Annotated in this window: 21 protein-coding genes; 8 read left to right on the top strand and 13 right to left on the bottom strand. The window is 41.2% G+C overall.

The genetic code is table 11. The features are described from left to right. Window positions 1–470: 470 nt before the first annotated feature. The gene (locus VE944_RS07555; protein WP_324974616.1) at window positions 471–1,289 is read right to left on the bottom strand and encodes a class I SAM-dependent methyltransferase; all 819 of its coding nucleotides are present in this window, start codon (window positions 1,287–1,289) and stop codon (window positions 471–473) included. 6 nt (window positions 1,290–1,295) lie between these two features. Here VE944_RS07555 and VE944_RS07550 point away from each other — a divergent pair, with 6 nt between their 5' ends. Next, complete coding sequence (locus VE944_RS07550) at window positions 1,296–2,051, top strand: class I SAM-dependent methyltransferase (RefSeq protein WP_324974614.1); 756 nt, start codon at window positions 1,296–1,298, stop codon at window positions 2,049–2,051. Between the two features lie 304 nt (window positions 2,052–2,355). Here the strand turns inward: VE944_RS07550 and VE944_RS07545 are convergent, their stop codons facing one another. From VE944_RS07545 to VE944_RS07525, 5 genes are all read right to left on the bottom strand, one after another. Then, window positions 2,356–3,108: a hypothetical protein gene (locus VE944_RS07545; protein ID WP_324974612.1), complete on the bottom strand. Its 753-nt coding sequence runs from the start codon at window positions 3,106–3,108 to the stop codon at window positions 2,356–2,358. 821 nt (window positions 3,109–3,929) lie between these two features. Beyond that, window positions 3,930–4,301 carry a C6orf136 family protein gene (locus VE944_RS07540; protein WP_324974609.1) on the bottom strand — a complete coding sequence of 124 codons (372 nt, stop codon included), beginning with the start codon at window positions 4,299–4,301 and terminating at the stop codon, window positions 3,930–3,932. A 73-nt stretch (window positions 4,302–4,374) separates the two neighbouring features. Next, the gene (locus VE944_RS07535; protein WP_324974606.1) at window positions 4,375–4,959 is read right to left on the bottom strand and encodes a leucine zipper domain-containing protein; all 585 of its coding nucleotides are present in this window, start codon (window positions 4,957–4,959) and stop codon (window positions 4,375–4,377) included. A gap of 174 nt (window positions 4,960–5,133) precedes the next feature. Next, on the bottom strand, window positions 5,134–5,808 hold the full coding sequence (locus VE944_RS07530; RefSeq protein ID WP_324974604.1) for a HupE/UreJ family protein: 675 nt from the start codon (window positions 5,806–5,808) through the stop codon (window positions 5,134–5,136). A gap of 93 nt (window positions 5,809–5,901) precedes the next feature. Then, window positions 5,902–6,645 (bottom strand): DUF4886 domain-containing protein, encoded by a 744-nt coding sequence (locus VE944_RS07525; RefSeq protein WP_324974601.1) that lies wholly within the window; start codon window positions 6,643–6,645, stop codon window positions 5,902–5,904. 307 nt (window positions 6,646–6,952) lie between these two features. Between VE944_RS07525 and VE944_RS07520 the strand changes: the two genes are divergently transcribed. Beyond that, window positions 6,953–7,363 (top strand): hypothetical protein, encoded by a 411-nt coding sequence (locus VE944_RS07520; RefSeq protein WP_324974598.1) that lies wholly within the window; start codon window positions 6,953–6,955, stop codon window positions 7,361–7,363. 10 nt (window positions 7,364–7,373) lie between these two features. Here VE944_RS07520 and VE944_RS07515 read toward each other — a convergent pair whose 3' ends face one another. Continuing rightward, complete coding sequence (locus tag VE944_RS07515) at window positions 7,374–8,054, bottom strand: SDR family oxidoreductase (RefSeq protein ID WP_324974596.1); 681 nt, start codon at window positions 8,052–8,054, stop codon at window positions 7,374–7,376. 281 nt (window positions 8,055–8,335) lie between these two features. Here VE944_RS07515 and VE944_RS07510 point away from each other — a divergent pair, with 281 nt between their 5' ends. Then, window positions 8,336–8,704 carry a hypothetical protein gene (locus tag VE944_RS07510; RefSeq protein ID WP_324974594.1) on the top strand — a complete coding sequence of 123 codons (369 nt, stop codon included), beginning with the start codon at window positions 8,336–8,338 and terminating at the stop codon, window positions 8,702–8,704. A gap of 150 nt (window positions 8,705–8,854) precedes the next feature. Beyond that, complete coding sequence (locus VE944_RS07505; protein WP_324974590.1) at window positions 8,855–9,286, top strand: GFA family protein; 432 nt, start codon at window positions 8,855–8,857, stop codon at window positions 9,284–9,286. 144 nt (window positions 9,287–9,430) lie between these two features. Here the strand turns inward: VE944_RS07505 and VE944_RS07500 are convergent, their stop codons facing one another. Both VE944_RS07500 and fraI read right to left on the bottom strand, forming a co-directional pair. Beyond that, window positions 9,431–11,182: an ABC transporter ATP-binding protein gene (locus VE944_RS07500; protein ID WP_324974587.1), complete on the bottom strand. Its 1,752-nt coding sequence runs from the start codon at window positions 11,180–11,182 to the stop codon at window positions 9,431–9,433. A gap of 283 nt (window positions 11,183–11,465) precedes the next feature. Next, window positions 11,466–12,095: a septal nanopore formation protein FraI gene (fraI, locus tag VE944_RS07495; protein WP_324974584.1), complete on the bottom strand. Its 630-nt coding sequence runs from the start codon at window positions 12,093–12,095 to the stop codon at window positions 11,466–11,468. A 413-nt stretch (window positions 12,096–12,508) separates the two neighbouring features. Here fraI and galE point away from each other — a divergent pair, with 413 nt between their 5' ends. Next, window positions 12,509–13,507 (top strand): UDP-glucose 4-epimerase GalE, encoded by a 999-nt coding sequence (gene galE / locus VE944_RS07490; protein ID WP_324974581.1) that lies wholly within the window; start codon window positions 12,509–12,511, stop codon window positions 13,505–13,507. A gap of 141 nt (window positions 13,508–13,648) precedes the next feature. On the opposite strand, the gene VE944_RS07485 is transcribed toward galE, so the two are convergent. Together VE944_RS07485 and VE944_RS07480 are read right to left on the bottom strand one after the other, a co-directional pair. After that, window positions 13,649–14,344, bottom strand: coding sequence for a hypothetical protein (locus VE944_RS07485; RefSeq protein ID WP_324974579.1), 696 nt, complete (start codon window positions 14,342–14,344; stop codon window positions 13,649–13,651). Next, the gene (locus tag VE944_RS07480) at window positions 14,319–15,590 is read right to left on the bottom strand and encodes an urease accessory protein UreH domain-containing protein (protein WP_324974577.1); all 1,272 of its coding nucleotides are present in this window, start codon (window positions 15,588–15,590) and stop codon (window positions 14,319–14,321) included. Before VE944_RS07480 ends, VE944_RS07485 begins: the two co-directional genes overlap by 26 nt. 301 nt (window positions 15,591–15,891) lie before the next feature. On the opposite strand from VE944_RS07480, the gene VE944_RS07475 reads away from it, so the two are divergent. Continuing rightward, entirely contained in the window at window positions 15,892–16,944 is a 1,053-nt protein-coding gene (locus VE944_RS07475) for a M28 family peptidase (protein WP_324974574.1), read from the top strand. 111 nt (window positions 16,945–17,055) lie between these two features. Here the strand turns inward: VE944_RS07475 and VE944_RS07470 are convergent, their stop codons facing one another. Further along, window positions 17,056–17,511: a hypothetical protein gene (locus VE944_RS07470; protein ID WP_324974572.1), complete on the bottom strand. Its 456-nt coding sequence runs from the start codon at window positions 17,509–17,511 to the stop codon at window positions 17,056–17,058. 725 nt (window positions 17,512–18,236) lie between these two features. Between VE944_RS07470 and VE944_RS07465 the strand changes: the two genes are divergently transcribed. Both VE944_RS07465 and VE944_RS07460 read left to right on the top strand, forming a co-directional pair. Continuing rightward, window positions 18,237–19,883, top strand: a complete 1,647-nt coding sequence (locus tag VE944_RS07465) for an alpha/beta hydrolase (RefSeq protein ID WP_324974570.1) — start codon at window positions 18,237–18,239, stop codon at window positions 19,881–19,883. Between the two features lie 1,017 nt (window positions 19,884–20,900). Next, window positions 20,901–21,611: a DUF6875 domain-containing protein gene (locus VE944_RS07460; protein ID WP_324974568.1), complete on the top strand. Its 711-nt coding sequence runs from the start codon at window positions 20,901–20,903 to the stop codon at window positions 21,609–21,611. Window positions 21,612–21,853: 242 nt separating this feature from the next. Here VE944_RS07460 and VE944_RS07455 read toward each other — a convergent pair. Then, on the bottom strand, window positions 21,854–22,321 hold a 468-nt coding region (locus tag VE944_RS07455; protein ID WP_324974566.1), incomplete at its 5' end, for a helix-turn-helix domain-containing protein.

The raw sequence follows: 22,321 nt of genomic DNA, 5'->3' as shown, positions 1-22,321 counted from the left end.
TTCCAGAGGTTCGCGCTAAGGTCAAATCATTAAAGAAAAGTTTGCTTAGTACTGCTTTGCCTAAGTAGGTAAACATAATTAATTACACAATGTCATTGCGAATGCAGCGTTCGCGGTAGCGTCTCGTAGAGAAGCGAAATGTAGGCAAAGCCTTCCCGAAGGGTAGCAATCGCAAGGGCTGGGATTGCTTTGCTTCTCTACGAGACGCTGCGCGAACGCTCGCAATGACTGTAATTAATTTTGCGTAGTTACTTAAAATCGTGGCGAATTGAGAGTTGAAATTTAAACGCAGAGGGGCGCAGAGGTAAGCAAAGAATTCGCTACGAATTAGAGCGCTTTTCAAGTAATTGAACTACAGCACCTAGATTGTGGCCAATTTCTGCTTGCTGTTCGAGCAGATCGTGGGCAATTTCCTTGACTGGAGTTAGCGATCGCCCTCATCGGTCAGTTCAGCAGTAAAGCTCATCAACTTATTTTCGAGCGCGAACAAAAAACTTTGTAGTGTCTTCCCAAATGCCTTGCTCGGTTGCTAGTTTCTCAATTTCTGCTTTGTACTCAACTTGCAACTGATTTAATTGCTCTTGTGATAATTTTGACAACAGTGGATTACCTTTAAAATTTATATTAATTACTGTTTCAGATAATCTGTTATCCCTAAGAGGGCGATAACGTCCTGATGGTTCAATCTTAATTTCAATATCTCTAAAACCTGCCTGATTGAGCAAATTTCGACATTTTTCTGGAGTTCCCAGTGGTTCAAGGATGTGTGGTAATGACACGCCCAAAACTCTAGCGCATATCCTCTGCTGAAGAAATGCCATATAAGCTGTTTCGGGAGGACAAGTGAATGCCACAAATCCTCCGGGTTTTAAGAAGCGATGCCACTTTTTTAAAATAGCAATTATATCAGGAAAAAGTACAATGGCTTCACAGCAAAAGACAACATCAAAACTATTATCACTAAAGTTAAAATCTTCTGCATCCGCCTCAATCAACTCAATATTTTGTAATTTTGCTGCTGTAATTTTAAGTCTTGCTTGATGCAACATTCCAGGAGTCATATCAATCCCAATCACATAACCATCTGAACCAACTTTTTCAGCAGCAGAAATTGCAAGTAAACCTGTTCCAGTTGCCACATCAAGGATTTTCTGTCCCGAATCTAATGGAACAAATTCAAGTAGAAGCCAAGCTTCTAAAGGATGGCGAGTACCTTTCTCATGGTCGTAAGTCGTTCTACTACCATAGAATTCTTTTAGTTGCTGCTTATAACTATCTAGATCAGTCATAACCAAATGTTAAATTTTCTCCACTTTATAGTAACTTTTGTTGTGATATTAAGTTACTTGCTGCTGAACCCAACCCTAACAGCACAAGCCGCGACTTCATCCAGCACTGTTTATGAACAACGGATAATCCATAGTCCAGATGGTATCGGCAAATATTACATGGGGCGCGAAATCGCCAAAGTTATGGGATACACAGGCGCTGGCTGGCTAGAACGTCCAAGCCGGGAGAGAGAGGAACAGCCAAGTAAGGTAGTCAGCCTTCTCGACTTGGAACCTAACGATGTAGTGGCAGATATTGGCGCTGGTACAGGTTACTTAAGCTTTCGCATCGCGCCGCTATTAACAGCAGGTAAAGTATTGGCTGTAGATGTTCAGCCAGAAATGTTGGAAATTATTGAGTTGTTCAAAAAAGAGAAAAATATCACTAATGTTGAGCCTGTTTTGGCAACTCTTAGTAACCCAAACTTACCATCTGAAAGTATCAATTTAGCTTTGATGGTAGATGCTTATCATGAACTTGAGTATCCCCAAGAAGTGATGCAAGGAATTGTGAAAGCGCTTAAACCAGGCGGTCGGGTAGTGCTGGTTGAGTACCGGGGTGAAAATCCCTTTATCACGATTAAAGGTCTGCACAAAATGACTCAAAAGCAAGTCCGCAAAGAAATGCAAGCTGTTGGTTTGGTTTGGCGTGAAACTAAAAACTTGTTACCTCAACAGCATTTAATGGTGTTTGAAAAACCTGATTATAGCGCTTCTCACTAAATCACCCACTATCTTTACGCCAAACAGTACGCGTTAGAGAGACGCGATAAATCGCCGTCTCTACAGAGAATGTACTCGTCAATTATTCTTGACAGACTAATATTTCCGACTTGTGTGTACACCGTAGCTTAAAAAGGGGGGAACTTCTAAAGCCCCCTTTTTAAGGGGGTTGGGGGATCTGAGTGCGTAAGTCCTGCTTCACTAGGTCAAGAACCGTTATTATTCAAACCATGTTCTCTGACGGAGTGGTATCTCAAGAACTAATGACTCTCGCGTTGCAGTTTGATAGCTGAATCATTAGCCTTTAATTACACGTAGGAGCTGAAGCCGAGTTCACCTTTGTTAAATCGCCAGTGAATACTGCTGTGTATTGATAAGGTGATGAACCAGTGCAAGTCATGGAATTTGTATTAGCGCCACGAGGAGTCCACCATGACTTTGCCTGCACAGTCAAATCTGTGCCATTCCATGATAGATTTTGCACAACAAAAGAGTTAGTATTTCCATTATCCGCCCTTTTGGCAGATAAAAATGTAGCATAGTCAACTTGGCCATTGGCTGGATTAATCCGGGCTATAACTGCGACTTTTGGCCCGCCTCCGCTACCATAGCTAGACAACCAACGCCCAGTTGCAAAGCGGCGAAAATCATTACCAGTCTGGCTACCAGTAGAGGAGTAAACACCATATAAAACATTCGCTCCATCCCAATACAATCCGTAACCTGTACCGTCGTCATTGGTTGTTTCGTAATCAGTTCTACACCATGATTTGATACCACTATTGAAACGGATTGTCACAGGGTTTTTGTTATTAGATGAGACTTGCTGATAACCAATGTAAATGGCTGTACTTCCATAAACTACTTTGGGGCCATTTTTAGCAATGATAGTCGCTTCACTATCATTGCAACTGAATGTTACACCATTACCGATAGATGAATTTACCGTCTGGGCAAAAGCTGGATGAGTTTTTTGTGTGATTGCTAAATCAGCTACTAATACTACAGATAAAGAGAAAGCTGCAAAATAGTTCTGCAATTTGTGAGAATAAATCATGGTAAAAATCTGCCGAGAAATTGTCAGGAAAAACACGGTATTACTATAAGGTCTAATTAAAAATTAGACAAGCAAAATTATTGAAAATGCTGAAATTTGCGATTTTCAATACCACCAAAGGTGAGACTATACTACAAAATGCATAATAAGATATGCATGATATTGCTTGATATTAACTACACCTAAAGCTTCTTTATCAAAGAGCATCAGTAAATAAAAGAAGTTGCGTAAGTAAAGCCCACTAAAAGTATCACAGCACTCGATAAGGAATAGTTTTAATAAACAAGTGGGGTTTGCTCTTTGCTTTTGGAAAAGTCAATCATGCTAGAGTGATGTTATAAGCATCAAGCATAGTGCGGAACTGCTCAATTAATTGAGTTATATTTCGCAAATTGCAATTATCATCTAACCATACTTGAATGAATTATTTTCAGTCCAGCCGAACTAAATTCAGCTTTTTATAAAACACTGATTTACGTTTTGGATGGGACATAAATATATTCGTTAGAGAGGGTTCTAAAGCTAGTTTGGCTTAGTAAGGCTGTTGCTGGTTCAGTAAAATTAGTGAATATTTTTTTTATTTTTTAAAAAACTAATATATAAATCTGAGTAATTTCTCTTAATTCAGATATAGTATCTGGTTTTTTGAACGATTAATTTAATGTTAGTTATAAATGTTGCCATGTTGATCGTAAAGCCTTAGTAAAGCCTTAAGAAACTAGGTTTTTAGGATTTGTGTGTACACCATAGCCTAAAAGGAGAGAAGCTTGGAATCTTACTTCCCAAGGCTAATAGGCTTTATTGGACTCAACCCAGAAGCTCTATAAATGCTGCTTCACTACATCTAAACGTGAGCAATTCCAATAATCGACATGGGAGACAATCAAACCATCAGAGTTGAGACTTAATTCACTCCAACCAGGAATAGAGATTCGTGGCTTCCAGGGAAGAGGAGTATTCCAACTGAGTGTCCAGTCAGTTTTTATTGTGTCTCCTAAAAGTTGAATATTATGTAAGTCCATCTTGGGATCTAAAAACCAAGTTTGGATAAAATTAATCATTTTCTTATAACGTTTAACGCCATAAAATTTATTTAGTGGATCTTGAAAATAAACGTCTGGAGCGTAAATGCTGTAAGTTTGATTTATTGGGAATCTTTGATAGTCTTCTTTGAGGATTTCAATGATATCCATGATAAATATATATATCTGTAAATTGGTTATATGGAAACGTGGTGCGGATATAAATCCTTATTAAAAATTGAAATCAACCCTCATTCCATAAACGTTCTAACTGACGCCGCCAAGCAATTAAAACTTCTTCTCGCGCCTCTGAGCTTTGATTTATTTCACCCATCAATCCTTCTGCGTAAAAGCGTTCCAAAGTTTGCATAGTAGCTTGCAGAGATTGTCCTTGCTGTTTTGCTGCCTGAATAATTTGCCGGATACGGCTTTCAATTAGTCGATTAAAGACATTATCTAATCCAGCCTCATGGAGAGATACAAGTCGATTAATTGCATTGGATAAATCTGCACCCACTAAAGTGCTAGTGTTATGTTGAAATACTCCATAAATTACCCCTTCAAACAAAGCGTAACGTACTTCTTGAGTGTCATCAAAGTTGGCTTCTAGGAACTGTTCTAAAAATGGTTGGGCTTCTTGGATAGGTACAATAGGTAGTAAAACTCGCAACCAACTATTATCTTCAGAAAGCAGCACCAACAGCCGGAAAGCTGAAGTGTCTACTTGCCACGATCCAGGAGCGATCTCTACGACGGGCTGCGCCAATGCAGCAGCATCCGATGTGCCAAATAATTCTGTTAGCGTACCAGCAATTTCTTCAGGTGTCATAACTCTTTATTTATATATAGCCTCTAGATTAGCGCAGAGGTGCATCAGCTTATTTACTAAAACTCTGTACTGCTTGCTTACTGGACAATTTTCAGTCTGAAGACGTAGTGGGGGCGTACAGCTAAGTGTACGCCCCCACAAATGAATGTATTCCACTGAATTGAAATATGTTATTTAGATTGTCGAATTGCTCAAAAACACAATGCCGATCGCACACAAAGCGAAGCCAGTAATGCTAATTTTCCAGGGTAAAATTCGGTTTATTTCTCCCATACCCATCGCAGTACCAATTTCTCTGGCACTCATGGCAACCGCAAACAGAGTTAAGGTCATGCCTAGTATATAGGCAATTAATGGTATAATTTCTGCACCAATAATCGATTCGGCATCAGCGTAACCCTGAAATAAACCAGCACTGATGCCCACCAGAGCAAGTATTATAAAGTTTGGTTGATTTGGCATCATTAGCATAGTACCAAAAAGAATGGTAGAAATGGCGATCGCTATTTCTGTGCCTGGTAAATTTAGCTGGAATGTATGAATTACAATCCCCAAGATTGATGCTAAGACAAAACATCCAGCGATCGCAGCACCACGAACAAATACAGATGAGAGTAAGCCAATAGCAACAATACCAACTAAACAATTCAAGCCAATTACCGGATCTGCCAATCCCCAGATAAAGCCTTCCCAGCAGTTAGAAATGGTATGACGATCTGGTGTTCCACTCAATGAACTCAGTAAGCTAATTATAATTAGAACTGCGATCGCCCCAATATGGCGATGCATTAACCTCAAGGTGGAAAATTCGCCCCAAGCATGGGATTGTGATAATTTACTTTTGAACATCAGCATCTGCCAAATTAGTTGTTTCGGTAATTTATACTACCCACATACCCAAAAAAACTAACCTGGTAATCATGCCAGATTACACTAGCTTCATCAAATATTCCTGACGATGTGCTCAACCAAATTTTGAATTATTTCAGCATCTGTTTCACTTAAACTTTCCAATTCCAGTCTGTTGCCCTCTTGTGGGGTACTAAATTGGCTACTGTATATACGGCGGCTTAACCCTACCGGACTATTCTGTAAAATAGTCGTATAAAATACGCAAGCTGCTACGTATGAACCAATAGGACTAGGGTGGCTTTGATCGAGACTATAAAGGTTCAATTTCGGATTAGCTTCCTGAACTTTTTGCCAAGCTATTCCAACAGGTGCAACTTTGGCTTTCAGTTCTTTAGCAATTGTCATGTATGAATCGGTCAATACCTGTTGCGTTTCTGGTTGATTTTGCTTTGCCCAAGTCAAGTAGAATACTGTTTGGGAATTCACTCGCTTGATTTCGGCATCAAACAGACTGGCGTACTTGTACATTTCCTTGGGATTGGTAATCGGTAAGGTACTTTGCTCTTGAAGTACTACGTAGTCCCATCGTTTGGCTCTCAATAGCCTGAGTGCTTTACCACGTTTCCAGTGGCTTTTGAGCGTAGCTCCACCGACCAAAACCATTTCAGTTTCGAGCATTCTAGTTTCTTTTGCCGACTCAGCTAAGTGTTGTGTCAACCAAGGAAGGTCATTGACATAGGTATAGCTGTTGCCAATAAATAAAACTCTGATTGTCTGGTGTTCAGTTCCTTGGAAGGTATTTGCCTCAGTTGGCTTCTTTATAAGCCTAAACAAAGCAATCATTAAAAAGAGGAATAAACATACATATACTATCTTTGTGATTATCATCATCTCTAACACAGTCGGCTTGGTTATGGCAGACGCATTTATAGCAAAGGTCAATCACTGGATGAAAATGTTGAACATGAAGATGAACTAGATTCTAATATTTTAGATAGCATGGCACTGGCTGGAACAAGATTTGATTGGATGTTAAGCCGTTTAAGAAAAAATTAGATTTATTTCAATACTGATAACTAATATAATTGATAACTGTTTTAACAGTGCTGTCTGTTTGTCCCATCTCCTCAAGATGCACACTATGAAGATCGACCGATTGCAGGAACTTAAGCAAAAACTGACGGACGTTGCAGACTTGTCCGATATTTGGTCATTTTATATGGATCATTTTGCGGATAAGCCAGAATTCACTGACCTGGGTGAGTCTGTTTATAATGAATATTTAGATGCTGTCCTCCACAAAACTTGTCAGCAAATGTTTGACAGGGCAATCAAGATTACTGACTTTTTCCTGATCTACATAGCTCCCTATCATTTATTTCATGGAGCTTTCCAAGTTGAAGGGCGTATTGGGGGTGTGATTTATTTCCAGGATATAAAAATTGGGTTACTTGCAGTGTCGGCGGATTATCCCCCTACCGATGCAGTTAAGTATTCACGTTTTTCTGAGATAATTCAACTGCCAACACCTAATCGCAACAATCGCAATTGAGATTCACTCTTTAATGTACAGTCAAGGGAATCCCGTTATCTTTGGGTTTTAATTTGAGAATAAATGGCACAGCTTTCAATACCCAATCGGACACTGGTGTATAATTAGCAGCTTCTTCTCCAAAGCTAATAGAGAGCATATCTGTATGAATAATCCCTGGATTGAGAGGTATAGCTGCCATACCAGTCGGCAATTCTTGTGCCAAAGAACGGGTTAATCCTTCTATTGCCCACTTGGAAGCACAGTATGGTGCAACTTGGGCTGAAGTCGAACGTCCCCAGCCAGAACTAAAGTTAACAATAATACCCCGTTTGTTTTTCACCATTGCTGGTACAAAATGGCGAATTATATTCACTACTCCTTTGATATTGATATCTATTAGATCAGAAAATTCTTCGGATGGAATTTCCCATAAAGGTGCTGGGTAATTAATGATTGCCGCATTATTAATCACTATATCTGGCGGTGCATATTTGTGAAGTACGTGTTCTGCCCATTTTTTTACAAGCTGTTCATTTGCCACGTCTACAGATGTGAAATCATTGGGCGCACTAAACTTCTGGCGTATTTTATCGATAGCATCTGATGAACGAGCGCAACCAATAACAGTATGTCCCTGTTGAATAAAACCCTCGGTCATGGCATAACCTAGACCTTTGCTTATGCCTGTAATCAAGATGAGTTTAGTCATATTTTTCTCTAACTGTGCTTAAGTCTCAATCCTTAAATACTGATTAGACAGACCTCTGGCTGTCTGCAAACACGATTTTGTAAAGAATTATTAATAAATTAACATTTTTCAGAAAAGGAAAGACGTAATGCTGAAGTAATCCTCAAAAGTTCAGAATCATAGATTTATGTAGTTTACACACACAAGCATGTCTGAAAACCTTACATGGCTCGTGTCTGTGATTACTTTATCCATGTCGAAACCTAATTATTTAGTTTTTCAATTTTTTGGAGGAGAGGAGAATGAAGAAATTCACCTGTTTGATGATTGTTGGGGCAGTATTATCGATTAGTGCGCCCGCTCTGGCTGAAAGTCGTGCGGTTAATATCAGTATTGGCAGTATTGGTGGTGCCTTAGATAATGCTGCTTTGCGAACAATTCGCCAGGTTATCGGGTTTGCAGTCGGAACTAGCACCGTCGATAAATTCATTGTATATAGTCCCAGAGCCGGATCTATTCCCATCGAAGGAGGTTTATCTGCTTGTGCTGAAGCTGGCTTCGGCACAAGCAATACAACATTTAATGCTTTTATTCAGCAGTTGCGTTCGATTAATCCCAAATCAGGGACTTTTTACAATCTAGAACTTACCGCAAGTTGTAAACAGAAATAAGACGTTTCCACTCAAGCGCGGTAGGATGGGCTTCGTACTTTAGCCCATCCATTGAGTCACACTCCACGCGATAAACGCAAAACTCGGGCTTCCACGGCTGCTATACTTGGTGAGCAATTGAAGCGCATTTTTAGGATCGGAGAAAAAAATATGTCTAATGTGAGCATTGCAAAAGGTAGCTGCTTGTGTGGAATAGTAAACGTTTCTACAACCCGTATGAGTAATCAGGTTGGAGCGTGTCATTGTAATATGTGTCGCAACTGGGGTGGAGGCCCTTTGTTAGTAGTTGAGTGTGAAAGTGATGTTAGCTTCTCTGGTGAAGAAAATATCGGAGTTTATCAATCTTCAGAATGGGCAGAACGTGGATTCTGTAAGAAGTGTGGTACCCATCTCTTTTACAAATTGAAACAAAGTAACCAGTATTTCATACCCGTTGGACTCTTCGATAGTTGTGAAGGTCTTGTTTTCGATCATCAGATATTCATTGATGAAAAGCCTAAATATTACTGTTTTGCCAATGAAACCAAGAACCTAACAGGGGCAGAGGTATTTGCACAGTTTGCACCTCTATTAGAGCGGTAAAGGTTAGAGTGATTTTTTACCAGTTTGATTTAGGTTTGTATTAAAAATCATCGAGCATGAGCTTCAAAGAGGTAATTTGTCAGATATTGTAATGAAAAATTATACAGGCTGCATAAGGAATTGTCTTTAATATTAAATGTTGTACTAGTGGAGTAATTCTTCAACTTGATGCTGGCTCCACAAAGTTCTATATAAACCCTGTTGTTCCAACAGTTGTAAATGATTGCCTGTCTCGACAATTTTTCCCTTTTCCATCACAAAAATTCGATCAGCAGCAGCCGCCGCCGATAATTGATGGGTAATGAAAATTACTGTTTTGCGTACAGTACCACCAGAGAGATTTTTGAGGATTTGCGTGGCTGTTTGATTATCCACACTAGAGAGGGCATCATCCAAAATTAACACTGGAGCATTGACCAGCATAGCCCTAGCTAAGGCAGTACGTTGTCGTTGACCGCCAGAAAGAGTAATACCGCGTTCACCAACAAGAGTTTCGTATTGCTGGGGAAAATTGTTAATTTCTGATTCAATTTGGGCAAGTTTAGCAACAGATTCTATCTGCTCTTGTTCGCTAATTGGATCGCCATAGCGGATATTATTTTTGATTGTAGTGCTAAATAGAAAACTATCTTGAGGAACGTAGGCGATCGCACCTCGTAAATCTGTCAACGCTATCTTAGTAATATCCACCCCATCTAAAAATAATTGTTCTGATTCAATATCCAACAAGCGCGGCAAAGCATTAGCCAAAGTGGATTTTCCCGAACCAATTGCCCCAACAATCGCTACAGTTTCTCCCGGAGCAATGGTAAAGTTAACATTTTCTAGCGATGGAGTGGTGGAACCAGGGTAAGTATAGGTGAGATTTTTAGCTGTCACTTCCCCTTTAAGTTCAGCCACAGGTAGATGTATGGCATCGGCTGTGTCTTGAATTTTTGGTGTGACAGAGAGAATAGATTCAAGCCTATCGATACTAACTTCACCCCGTTGATAGGCCGTAATTGTGAATCCTAAAAGGGCTGTGGGGAAAACTAAACGCTCTACATAAATTAACAGTGCTAAAAAATCCCCAACCTGAAGCGTCCCAGAAGACATCCGCGCCGCCCCCAGCCAGATGATTACCAGCGAGCTGACATTGGCTAGCCCGCCAATTAGCGGAAACAGTGTATTTCGGACTTTTGCCAGTTCTAAGTTAGCAGTCAATAGCTGCTGATTTTTCTTGGCAAAGGCTCGACGCTCGTTTGCTTCTTGGGCATAAATTTTAATTAAGGCAATGCCACTGATATCCTCTTGGATGAGTTCGCTGATGTCAGAGAGTTGTTCTTGGACTGCTGCTTGTTGTTTGCGTAAGCGATTACTAAACAGACTCACTAACAAGAGCATAAAAGGGTACACTGCCAGGGAGGCTACTGTGATATCTACACTAATCGCCAGCATTACTGGCAGGGTCAGGGCGTAGGCAAACACGGTATTTGCCAAACTCAAAACTGCAAAACCCAATAACCGCTTGATATTGTCCACATCACTGGTAGCCCGATTAATCAAATCGCCAGCAGTATTACTAGCAAAATAAGCCGGCTCCAGCTTGAGTAAGTGTTCAAAAATCCGTTGTTTCAGGTCAAATTCTACCTGTCGCCCCACCCCAAATAGCCAAATACGGGATGCCATCCGCATTAGCCACATTGCCGAACTGAGTAAGACAATGATTACTACGTCATGTATTATTTGGCTCAAGACGAAGGTTGTGGAGAGTTTGTCAACACCAGCACGAATCAACAAGGGGATATAAACGCCCAGTGCATTGACACACAACAAAGCGAGAATGCCTAAAGACGCCTCCCGCCAATGGGGACGTAGGTAAGCAGTGAGTTTAGCGATTCGTCGAGATTTTGCCATTAAAGCAATTTTGCAACTTTATCATCCTAGATTAACTGCTAGTCCAACAAGACAGCTCTGTAGAGGGAATATTGCTTGTAAATTAAGCTTTTATTACCTCTTTTAACTGGATAGTTATCGAGAAAGGCAGGAGGCATAGGGCAGGAGGCAGAAGGGAAGAGGAATTGGGGCAGGGAGGGGCGAGGGGAAAGAAGAATTGGTGCAGAGGTTGGGGAAAAGATTTTCCCCAATTCTCCCTGCTCCCTGCTCCCCTGCTTCTTCCCTCCTGCCTTCTTCACCTTTATTACCTCTGAACACGCATGAACCTGTAAACTTCAGCGAGATAACTTTCCCAAGTTCTTGTTGTCAATTGCAACGTTTCCGCATTGGGTACAAAGTCTTCAAGTCGTAAACCGCGTGCGCGAATATCTTGGGGATTTCCTTGTAATAGATAGGGAGGCACTCTCAAATTATAAGAAAAAATGCCATCCCCTGTAACATCTGAAATGTTTGCTGCGGTGGTTTGTTTCCCTAATGCCACCAGTGTCCCAGATGTTGGTGTAGTAGTTACTAGAGGTGCCCTATAAAGGAAATAGGCAACTGCTGGTGTACTTGCCAACAGCAAAATTGTTAGTGCCCAGCCTACTAAGTATCCTCCTGGTTTGTCTATTCCGCCTCCTTTGATTCTCTGAGCTGCAAAAATCATCAGTAAAACAGAGGCTCCTAGAGGTCTGAGTGGAAAAGATAGCACCCTCCACAACGACGCTACAGCAGGTTCAGTGGGGTTAAGAAATGATAGGGCTACGATTACCAAGATAACGACTAGAACTAATCGCCCTACAAAACTTCCAGAGGGATAAAATCGCTGGAACAGAGAATATACGATAGTGCCAATCAGCAGCCACAGCAATACTCGGCTTAACAATAGAAACATAGATTAACTCTCAAATTTTCTGGTGCAGTGAGCCAATGTGGTGGTAAGACAGTCCTCTTTGCTTGGGATTTCCACGCCACTTCTCTTGTTTAGAGAAGAAGTGGCTTCCCAAGAGGAACTGTCGTGCATGGTTTCCCTGCATAAAACAACTAGCGACTTCTTAGCTTTAGCGACGCTAGGAGCGTCACTTGTAAGGGTCAACCTAGAGGTTTCGGGAAATGAATTTATTTTATTGCCAAATTGTAATCGCACTGTTTGACTTAAAATACCTCAAACCTCACACCTAATGACTACCGTCGTAGTGATTTTAGTGCAATTTTTTGACACTGCGTCTATTATTTATATTTTTCCAGAAGAGTAATATGGTACCGGTAAACTAAATTGATTAAGTAATCGACTCAAAAGGAAAAACTATGTCGCCTGGAAAGCCTACCATTTTGGTTACGGGGGGAGCTGGATATATTGGTTCTCATACGGTGCTTGCCCTGAAGCAAGCGGGTTATAACGTTGTCATACTTGATAATCTGGTCTATGGGCATCGTGATTTGGTAGAAAAGGTTTTACAGGTAGAACTAATAGTAGGGGATACAGGCGATCGCGCCTTGCTAGATCATCTATTTAAAACCCGCGATATTGCTGCTGTGATGCACTTTTCTGCTTATGCCTACGTAGGAGAATCGGTGACTGATCCAGCTAAATACTACCGCAATAACGTTGTTGGTACTTTGACCCTATTAGAAGCAATGCTAACGGCATCTGTGAAGAAATTTGTCTTTTCTTCTACCTGTGCCACCTACGGTGTACCAGAATTTGTACCCATTCCAGAAAACCATCCCCAAAATCCGATTAATCCTTATGGCGCTACAAAGCTAATGGTAGAGCGGATTCTTTCTGATTTTGATGTTGCTTACGGTTTTAAATCAGTGCGTTTCCGTTATTTTAATGCTGCTGGTGCTAATCCCAGTGGCTTGCTTGGCGAGGATCACAACCCAGAAACCCATTTGATTCCCTTGGTGCTGATGACAGCTTTAGGTAAACGAGAATCCATCTCAATTTTCGGCACTGATTACCCTACGCCCGATGGTACTTGTATTCGTGATTATATTCATGTTAACGATTTAGCAGATGCCCATATTTTGGGATTGGAATATTTATTAAAAGGTAACGATAGCGAAGTTTTCAATTTGGGCAATGGTAGTGGTTTCTCTGTTAGAGAAGTCATTGCAGCTTCCGAACAGGTGACAGGAATTTCTATACCAGTAGAAGAACGCGATCGCCGTCCTGGTGATCCTCCAATTCTCATTGGCGCAAGCGAGAAAGCCAGAACAATTCTAGGCTGGAAACCTCAGTATCCATCCATCAAAGATATTGTCGCTCATGCGTGGCAGTGGCATCAAAAGCGACATAAGTAAGAAGAGGGAGTAGGGAGTAGGGAGTAGGGGCAATATGGTTTGGATAAGCTCTTGAGGCAGGGGGAGCAGGGGGAGCAGGGGAGGCAGGGGAAAAAAGAGAGTTTATTATTAAACAATTTATCTCCCTTTATTCCCCACTCCCTACTCCCCACTCCCTCTCATACTTCGCAGTACGACAATTAAGATGCCAATAAATCCGAGGATTGGAAGTGCGATCGCCCAAATTGGTAATTGCTGAGATTCACCCTCTACTAAATCACCATTAATATCTCGCAGATTTCGTATATTCTGTGTAGAACCGCCTGCCACAGTAACTTCAAATTTGAACTCAAAGGGTTTGAATCTTGCTCCAGAGACTGGTTTACCATTGAGTTGCAACTGATAAATACCTGGCTTGGGAAAGACAACTTCCGCACCTGGAATACCTTGATAACGTTCAGCTGCTACAGGTTCTAACTGTGGTTCTAAAAGAGGTGGCTCTCCGGCTGCATAAGGTTGTGCATAAACAGCCAACTGACAATTACACTGTGACAGGGGAATCACTCTTCCACCTCTGCGGGTAAGCGCAAACCAGGCTTGGCTTGGTTCTCCAGCACGGGGATTATCGTTTGGTTCAATGTGAAGGGTGCCGCCGACATCTCCAGATATCTCCACTTTATGAGCAAAAGCAGGATCAAGATTAGCTATTGGTATAACTAAGCAACTCAGGAATAATAAATACTTTATTGTTCCTTGATTCCAGAAAATGCCTTTGAGCGGGTAAAACCTTTGTTTTTGGCTTGTTGGGATGGAGCTAGAGAATAAAGATGATTTACCGTGATTTGGTTGGGGGAACATAAAACTTTTCTACGGCTAACTTTGACCAAAAAAAGCGCGAACGTACCATCAAAACATTGAGGGTAACAATTACCATCAGTACTACCGCTAATTTATTTCCCCAAGTTGATTGCGAGGAACCCAGGTAATGGGAACCAATCAACACAGTATGAATGGCACTCAAGAGCAAGGCTGGCACACCCAATAGATGAATCTGTCGCCAACGCTTGCCCAAAGATTTCTGCAACGATTCCCAACTCGTTAAAGCGGCGGGGGACATTAATACCAATGCTACAGCACCCGCAGCCATACCCCACTGAAATTCTGGCGGCAGGAAAGAAAAGGCGACAAAATTCCATTGCAATGAGTGTTCTATCATGTGAACGGTGTGAACCACAGAAAGCACAAAAGATCCCACTCCCAAACCCCGGCGGTAACGCAGTGGTGATGCCCACAAGCCACTAATAGGACGCGCAATTAAAGCCAAAATTAAGCAGATTAAGGCAGCGTGTCCGGTGTAATCTACCATTGTGTCACCAGTCCGCAACAAGGTAATCACGCCAATGATGAGTGTCACCCAACCGCCTAATCGAAATAATTGACTCCGCTTGTCTTTACTTACTAAAGAGCTGGAAACGCCTACACCTAGCATTGTGGGCAGGGTTCCCAGTCCAAAAGCTAGCATAGTTGCCCCACCCATCCATAAATTGCCAGTTTCAGCAGCTTTAATTTGGGCAGCATACAGGAAACCACAAGGCATTAAACCCCAAGTCATCCCCAAAAGCATTGGTGTCCACCATTTGGTTTTTAAGGAAAGCTTAACCATTCCTGTGCTGAGGCGATCGTGTAAACTACCTTGTAACAAAGGGTGTAACACAGCAATGCGCGGCAGTAAATCAGGTTTTACTTGCCCTAAGCCAAACCAAATCAGCATTACGCCAGTTAAAATTGCCATCCAGCGCCGGAAGTCGCTACCAACACCTGCTAACTGTCCACCTTGTAGCAATACCGAACCTAGCGCCCCAATGCCAGCACCGACTAGAGCATAGCTCAACATCCGCCCCAGGTTTAGCAGGATATGAAATTTTAATTGCTGTTGCCAAGTGCCGGACTTTTCTAAGCTTGATGTGCGTCCCAAAGAGACTGTTGGTGGTGTTTTCGGCTGATGAGACAGGGAAAATGCCATTGTTAAAGGGCCACACATCCCAAAGCAATGTCCAAAACTCCCCAGGAACCCCACGATCGCGATCAGCAACAAATCTACCATAAAAAAAGCCCTGAGTTCTGAGTCATGAGTCCTGAGTGTCAGAATAAAGGTTTTGAAGAAGTAATAATAAATTCTTTTCTTCTTTGCTCAGTACTCAGCACTCCTCTAGTGGGGCACTGTAAGTGAAGTTGCGATCGCTGTCAAAAGACAAGTTGTCAAACTTGATGTTTACTCTAGAGAAAAAAGCCTGCGTGTAAGTAGCTTTTTTCTTTTATTGGATGTCAATAATTTAGACGAGCATCTAATTAATGATAACTGAGGATTCGCGCTACCCTAAGTCTGGAACACAGGCATAAATTACATGAAAAAATGGATTTGGCTGATGCTGTTGGTGCTGATGGCAGTTGCCGTGCTGGGTAGTAGGGGTAGCACGTTTTTTGAACAGCATCCTTCACCGGTAATTGTTGAACGCACTCCAGTAGAAACACCCCAACCACAGCCAGAGTCAAAGGAAGTTGACACTGTGCCGCAAGTGTCTGCTGACAGACTGTTAACCCATATCCAAAAGTTGAATTTTCAGCGCTACACAACAACAGAGCGATCGCTTACTCGCACTTATATCACAACTGAACTCACAAAATTAGGCTGGAAGCCCAAATTGGAAAAGTTCTCTGAGGGTGTAAATATTTTTGCCCAACGTGTAGGAACTAACAAAGCCGCTAAAGCAATTCTCGTAGGGGCGCATTACGATACTGTTGCCTCCTCCCCTGGTGCTGATGATAACGCCAGTGGTGTAGCTGTGGTGCTGGAAGTTGCGCGGTTGCTTGGTTCTCGTCCCACGCCACGGGCGTTACAGCTAGCTTTTTTTGACCAAGAGGAAGCAGGACTTTTGGGTAGTCAGGCTTTTGTTAGCAAGACAGCACGCTTGCAAAACTTGGGCGGAGCGATCATTATGGATATGGTAGGTTATGCATGTTACACTGCTGGGTGTCAAAAATACCCTGCGGGGTTGCCTGTTACCCCAATTAGCGACAAGGGCGACTTTTTGGCAGTAGTCGGTGATACAGAACATTTGCCTTTGCTGAGTACCTTTCAAAACTCACAGATGCTCCCCTCAAATGCTCTGAATAAACAAAAATCAATGCCATCAGTCCTAACACTACCAATTCCTTTTAAAGGTTTACTGACACCAGACACCCTACGCAGCGACCATGCACCATTTTGGTATCAAGGTGTGGGTGCTGTGCTGGTGACAGATACCGCAAATTTACGTACTCCGCACTATCATCAACCTAGCGATGTTCCAGCGACTATTGAGCGATCGTTTTTTACGGGAGTAGCACAGATTGTGGTCAATGCTACTAATGCATTGTTAGAGAAAAACGAAGTTTTGGAAACTCAATCGCCAAGCTGACAGAATAATTCGTAATGACGCTCCTACGGACGCTCGTTCCTCTCTACGAGACGCTGCGCGAACGCTACCGCTTCGCTACGCTAACGTAATTCGTAATTAAAGGATAAATGACTAATTACGTGTAGCGGTACTAGTTTTTAATTGAGGGAAAGTTAATGTCCAATTCTTTTTATCATTGATTTGAAAGTACAAACCTTGAAGAATCAGCCGCAGAGCCGTTCGAGTTCTAATAAAATTTCTCACCAGATAAGTTCCTGGTTCAGCAAAGATATCATTATAGTTTTTTATCTGACCAAATTGTTTTGAACAGTAAGTGCCAGCATCTTTTACGGTTAATACAAAAAATGGAGCTTTTTTGTATTTGTCAGGAATCATAAAAATCCCATATACATGGTGACGACCACGCCACGGCTGAACTATAACCTGAGTAGCATGTACTTGGAAATTTGTAGTTTTTGCAGCAAGAATTGCCTCGGAATTGCAATCAGAATTATTCACAGGCCACCACAGTATAATAATACTCAGAGAGAGCAGCAAAATCAAAATATAGCGGAGTCTGCGATGCATAATGCCAAGAAAAATTGTTGATGTGGCTGGTAGAATGTGATGGGTAATGATAAGCTACTAAAGCAGTAAGACTATTCCCTGGCAACACCTCTGCAACACCTTCTAAAGGGCAAAAACAGAACATTAAGCAATCGGTTAAACTTTGCTGTAAAAAAAATTGCAGTCAAGATATCAGCCCACGAAAAGTTCAAATTGTAGATGCGTAGTTTACCGCCGCAGGCATCGCTTACCCTGTTCTAAACTTTCCTTACAGTATTAAACCTAGCTGAGAAGTAATCAGGCTTTTGTGGCTGTCAACACTGATTTATCCTCTATTTTTTTAGCTGTGATGAATTCTACAATTCATTGCTTTTGTTATCGAAACAGAATTCAGGAGTCAAAATTCATTATGAATTATGACCAAAAATAGTGGACTTCAATCAGTGATGAGTTTGAATCCTCCAATGATAGCGAAGCGTTAGCGAGTCTACGAGAGTCTTGATTCTGACTTCTGAATTCTTCAAGTTTTTGATGTAATTCTGTTCGCATTTACTGATGCTTTGAGGAGATCAGTGCAACGCCGATAGCGAGTCTTGCCTACGGCAACGCGAACGAGCGTCATAACCCATCGTAGACATCGGTATCAAGTTCATGCATAAATCTGCTTTTATTTCTAGATAACTATTAGGGTAGCCAAATACACAAATATCCGTTATATTCCCGTAAGTAACACTTGGTATATATTTATGAGAAGAAGTTGGCGAAGTCTTAAGACAATTGCGGGTTTTTTTGGCGCGATTGCTCTTACACAATTCGGAGCAAATACTCCGGCCATTGCGGCTGATACAGTTGTTGTGCGTTTCGGTTTATTTACAGAAACCATCTCCCTTGCTGAGTTGCAAAAGGCTGCAAAAACTGGAGAATTGCCTGGGAGTTTACAGCCTTACGCTAAACGATTATCTGAAGAACAACGCCGTTTCTTCTTGGGGGCGTTGGGTATGAATATACCGATGAATGTTGTCACCATTAATAGGTTAGTTAATACTCAGATTGGTACAACTATTCTCAGTGATTTTGCTACAGCCTTAGCCAGAAAGGACAAAGCTGGGGTGCAAGCACTGAGAGCAGGATTGGTATTAGGTTCTACTGCACCGCAAGGCCTTTCTATACTGAGTTTTATCGCGGCTTATCCCAGTAAACGTTTAGAAATTGATTTACCAAAGGCTTTTATAGTTGCAGGGAGTTTGAATACAGCTTTTTGGCGCACCCAGCAATTTATGCTAGCGATCGCTCCCCAACTGGACTCTACAACACCGCAGATTGCTTACCCTTTTGATCCTAGTCAACCAGGAACCGCTCAAGTAAAAATACTCAACTTAAGCCTGAATGACCAAAAGCGCGACCGTAAAATTCCAGTTGATGTTTACTGGTCAACTGCTGCAACTCCTGACAAACCACTGATTGTCCTTTCTCACGGCTTCACATCAGTCCGCACAGACTTGTATTACCTGGCAGAACATTTAGCATCCCACGGTTATGTAGTAGCAGCTTTAGAACATCCCGGTAGTAACCAGACAAATACTAACTCAGCATTACAAGGCAAAACCAATGTTATGAAGCCTCAGGAGTTTTTGGAGCGCCCTCAAGATATTAGTTTTATCCTCGACGAAGTAGAAAAGCTCAACCAAACGGCTAATCATCCGCTACAAGGGAAACTTGCAACCAATAACGCGATGGTCATTGGCCATTCTTTTGGTGGTGGTACAGCTTTACAAATTGCTGGAGCAGAGTTACAACTCGAACGACTCAAACAACGCTGTAAAAATAACTTGACTACTTTCAGTCAGGCAGAAGTTATGCAGTGCATCGCTCAAAAGCTACCAGAAAATACCTATCAACTACGGGATACTAGAATAAAACAGGCGATCGCTCTCAATCCTACAACTTCTCTGATTTTTGGCGAAACTGGGTTAACTAAAGTGCAAGTTCCTACCCTAGTGTTAGCAAGTTCCGCAGATAAAAGCACCCCAGCTTTAACAGAACAGATTGCGGGATTTGACAAAATCCCATCCCCAAAATGGCTAGTTGGTATAGTTGGCGGTACTCATCTGAGTGTAAAAGACCCCACTACCACATTAGATCAGATAGGAAAACCAAATACACCTATTAGTGGTGGTGAAGTTGTGGGTGAACAAGCAGCAGATGTTCGCAAATACGTTAAAGCTATAGCTTTGGCCTTTGCTTTCCAGATGACTCCAGAAGCTAAAAACTACGCTATTTTTCTGACATCAGATTATGCCCAATTTGCTTCGACTACGGCATTTCCATTTCGCTTAATCACGCAGATTCCTCCTGATGCTATGGCAGTGGTGAAAGAATTTGTTGAGAAATAAGCGACTTCCAATTAAACAAATATCCAATTTTGTAAGTAGCTTCCTTATAGGATGTTTGAAAAGTCACAAATTATACCAACTATTCGGCTTACATTCCTCTCTCTGTTGGCGTCAGCCTGCCGTTATGCAAACGCACAGAGCCTTTGAAACCTTGATTACCTTGTAGCGAAAAGGGGGTTAGGTTTCTAAGGTTTTGATATTAGCAATAAGACTTTTCAAACATCCTGTTAGGGGCTGCTGCCTCCAATAGATAATTGAGTTATTAAAATTGGCACTGACACCGCTCAGTTTCTTTTTAAAGTTCAGATTTCTAACGCGACCAGTTCATAAGTTACTAAATGGATTTTGCCGATGTCTAAGCCCTTCTTGAAACGGTACTAGCTTATCTTAATAATACATTAGATTTTATCTATTAAGGAATATGCAGCTTGTAAAATTAGGTTTAGTTTATAATATCTAGCTAGATTAAATTATAGTAACTTGATATTCAATGTGTGGTTGCTGTTAAATCTACACTAAATTTTTACAGTAAAAATAACTATTTACACATAAACTTTATAATATATTTATTAAAAATAATAGAAGCTTAAGAGTGTAAAAAAGTATGAGTATTTGCTGAATAATACAGATGTATTCTACCTAAAATTTCAAAATTGAAGAAGGCAGCTATGCTGAAGGCAATTAAAGGGGATCTGAATCCCTTCTAATTGAAAACCACTAAATCGTAAATTTAGTGGGGGTCTTAAACCCGCTTTGGGCAAGGCACAAAGGCATAGCTTAAAACTTTTTCTGCCCTCTGCCTTCTGCCTTGCTCGAAGGACAGATAAATGAATACAACTGGCTCGATGCGAAATATGTTTGTGTACTTATTGGTGTAAACTCTTTTAAATTCACAAAAATGTTAAAGCATTTTTAGCCGCTAAAACCACAGATCAATCTAAAATAGGAGAGTTCAAAGCTTGGTTTATTTACTTAGATAATAAGTCGTTTCAGACAGATCATATTGTCAAAGTAATTTTGGATTCAGAATTAGACAATTACCCTATTGAAGTCAAGCTCATGGAACTTTATACAACTCTTGAAATCGAAAAACTCCAGCACAATGAAGACCTTCCTTACTTGATTGAAATTATGAATTGGGTGAAAAACTTTTTAGGAAGACCTCATCCTAATTTAGGAAGACCCGGCGTAGTTTGCCCTTTTGTACCTCACTCTCTCAAGTCAAACAGTATTCGTCTGGCAGTTATTCACACAAAAGATTTGTATGTAGAGCAATTAGAAGAAATTGTTGGACGCTACCGAGATATCTTTCTTGAGATGGAAGTTAAAGAGGATGAATTAGCAATAAATAGAGCGTTTTTACTTATCTTTCCTGACATCCATATAGAAGATGCTCCTAAGCTAGTAGATAGTGTCCAACAAAAACTTAAACCTTTGTTTGTTGAGTCAGGACTAATGATAGGAGAATTTCATAAACGTAATGAAAGCCCTGGTTTGCACAACCCAAACTTTCGTCCACTTCGTAGCCCTATCCCCTTGTTGGCTATCCGGTTTATGGTTGAAGCTGACCTACCCTTTCTTGAGAGTCCGGCTGATCCATACTTACGTATTCGATATCTGGAAGCTTATTTAAAGTGTTTTGATCATAAATTTACAGATGAAACAAAGTTTAGAAATGCTCATCAAGCGCTAGCTTTAGCGAAAGAACAAACAGCTATTTTCAGGTAAATATACCACTCTGTAGGGACATAGCAATACCTATGCGTGTCAACAAAAATCCTATTCCTTCAAGCAGTGGGAAGAATAAGCTAAAACACATCTAAATGTGCATATTAAAATTTTCTTAATATCTTGTGCGGTGAGTATCTTGTCCGCGCTGATTATGCAACTTAAATGCTGATTAGCTTAGTCGTCCGCCGATTTAGTCATTAGTCATTAGTCATTGGTACTAATCACTAATGACTTTTTCACTATTTCAAACAGTACTGTTTTTTTTTTAAAGGCGCACCTAAATCTTTTTCGTGTAAGGTTCCTTGCTTTGTTGTGTTGCCTTTTGGTCGCGTGGAAAGCCCCATCTCCTTGAGCAAACGGTTAATGTGACAACTGCTAACCTGAATTCCTAATTCTTTTGCCAAATGCTTGCTTAACCATTGTGCTGTCCAGTATTCAAATGAATAGCCAGCAAGGCGCGGACTATGGCTTACCAATTCTTTTAAGCGATCAAGGTATTGCTCATTCACAGTTTTAGGCCGTCCCATCAAGCGATCGCTCCATTTGTGAGCTTGTCCTGTTTGTGCGATCGTAATCCAGTAGCGTGCAGTCTCTTGAGAACATCCCAAAGCTTCACAGATTTGAGCCTGAGATTCACCTGCATCGAAAAGTAGCATAATTTCAATGCGACGGCGGTATTCTGCACGTAAGTCGGTTTCTAAGCTTTT

Source organism: Nostoc sp. (assembly GCF_035638895.1).
Classification (GTDB): Bacteria; Cyanobacteriota; Cyanobacteriia; order Cyanobacteriales; family Nostocaceae; genus Nostoc.
Note: the sequence above shows the minus strand (reverse complement) of the source record. Positions and strands in the feature narration are given on the sequence as shown.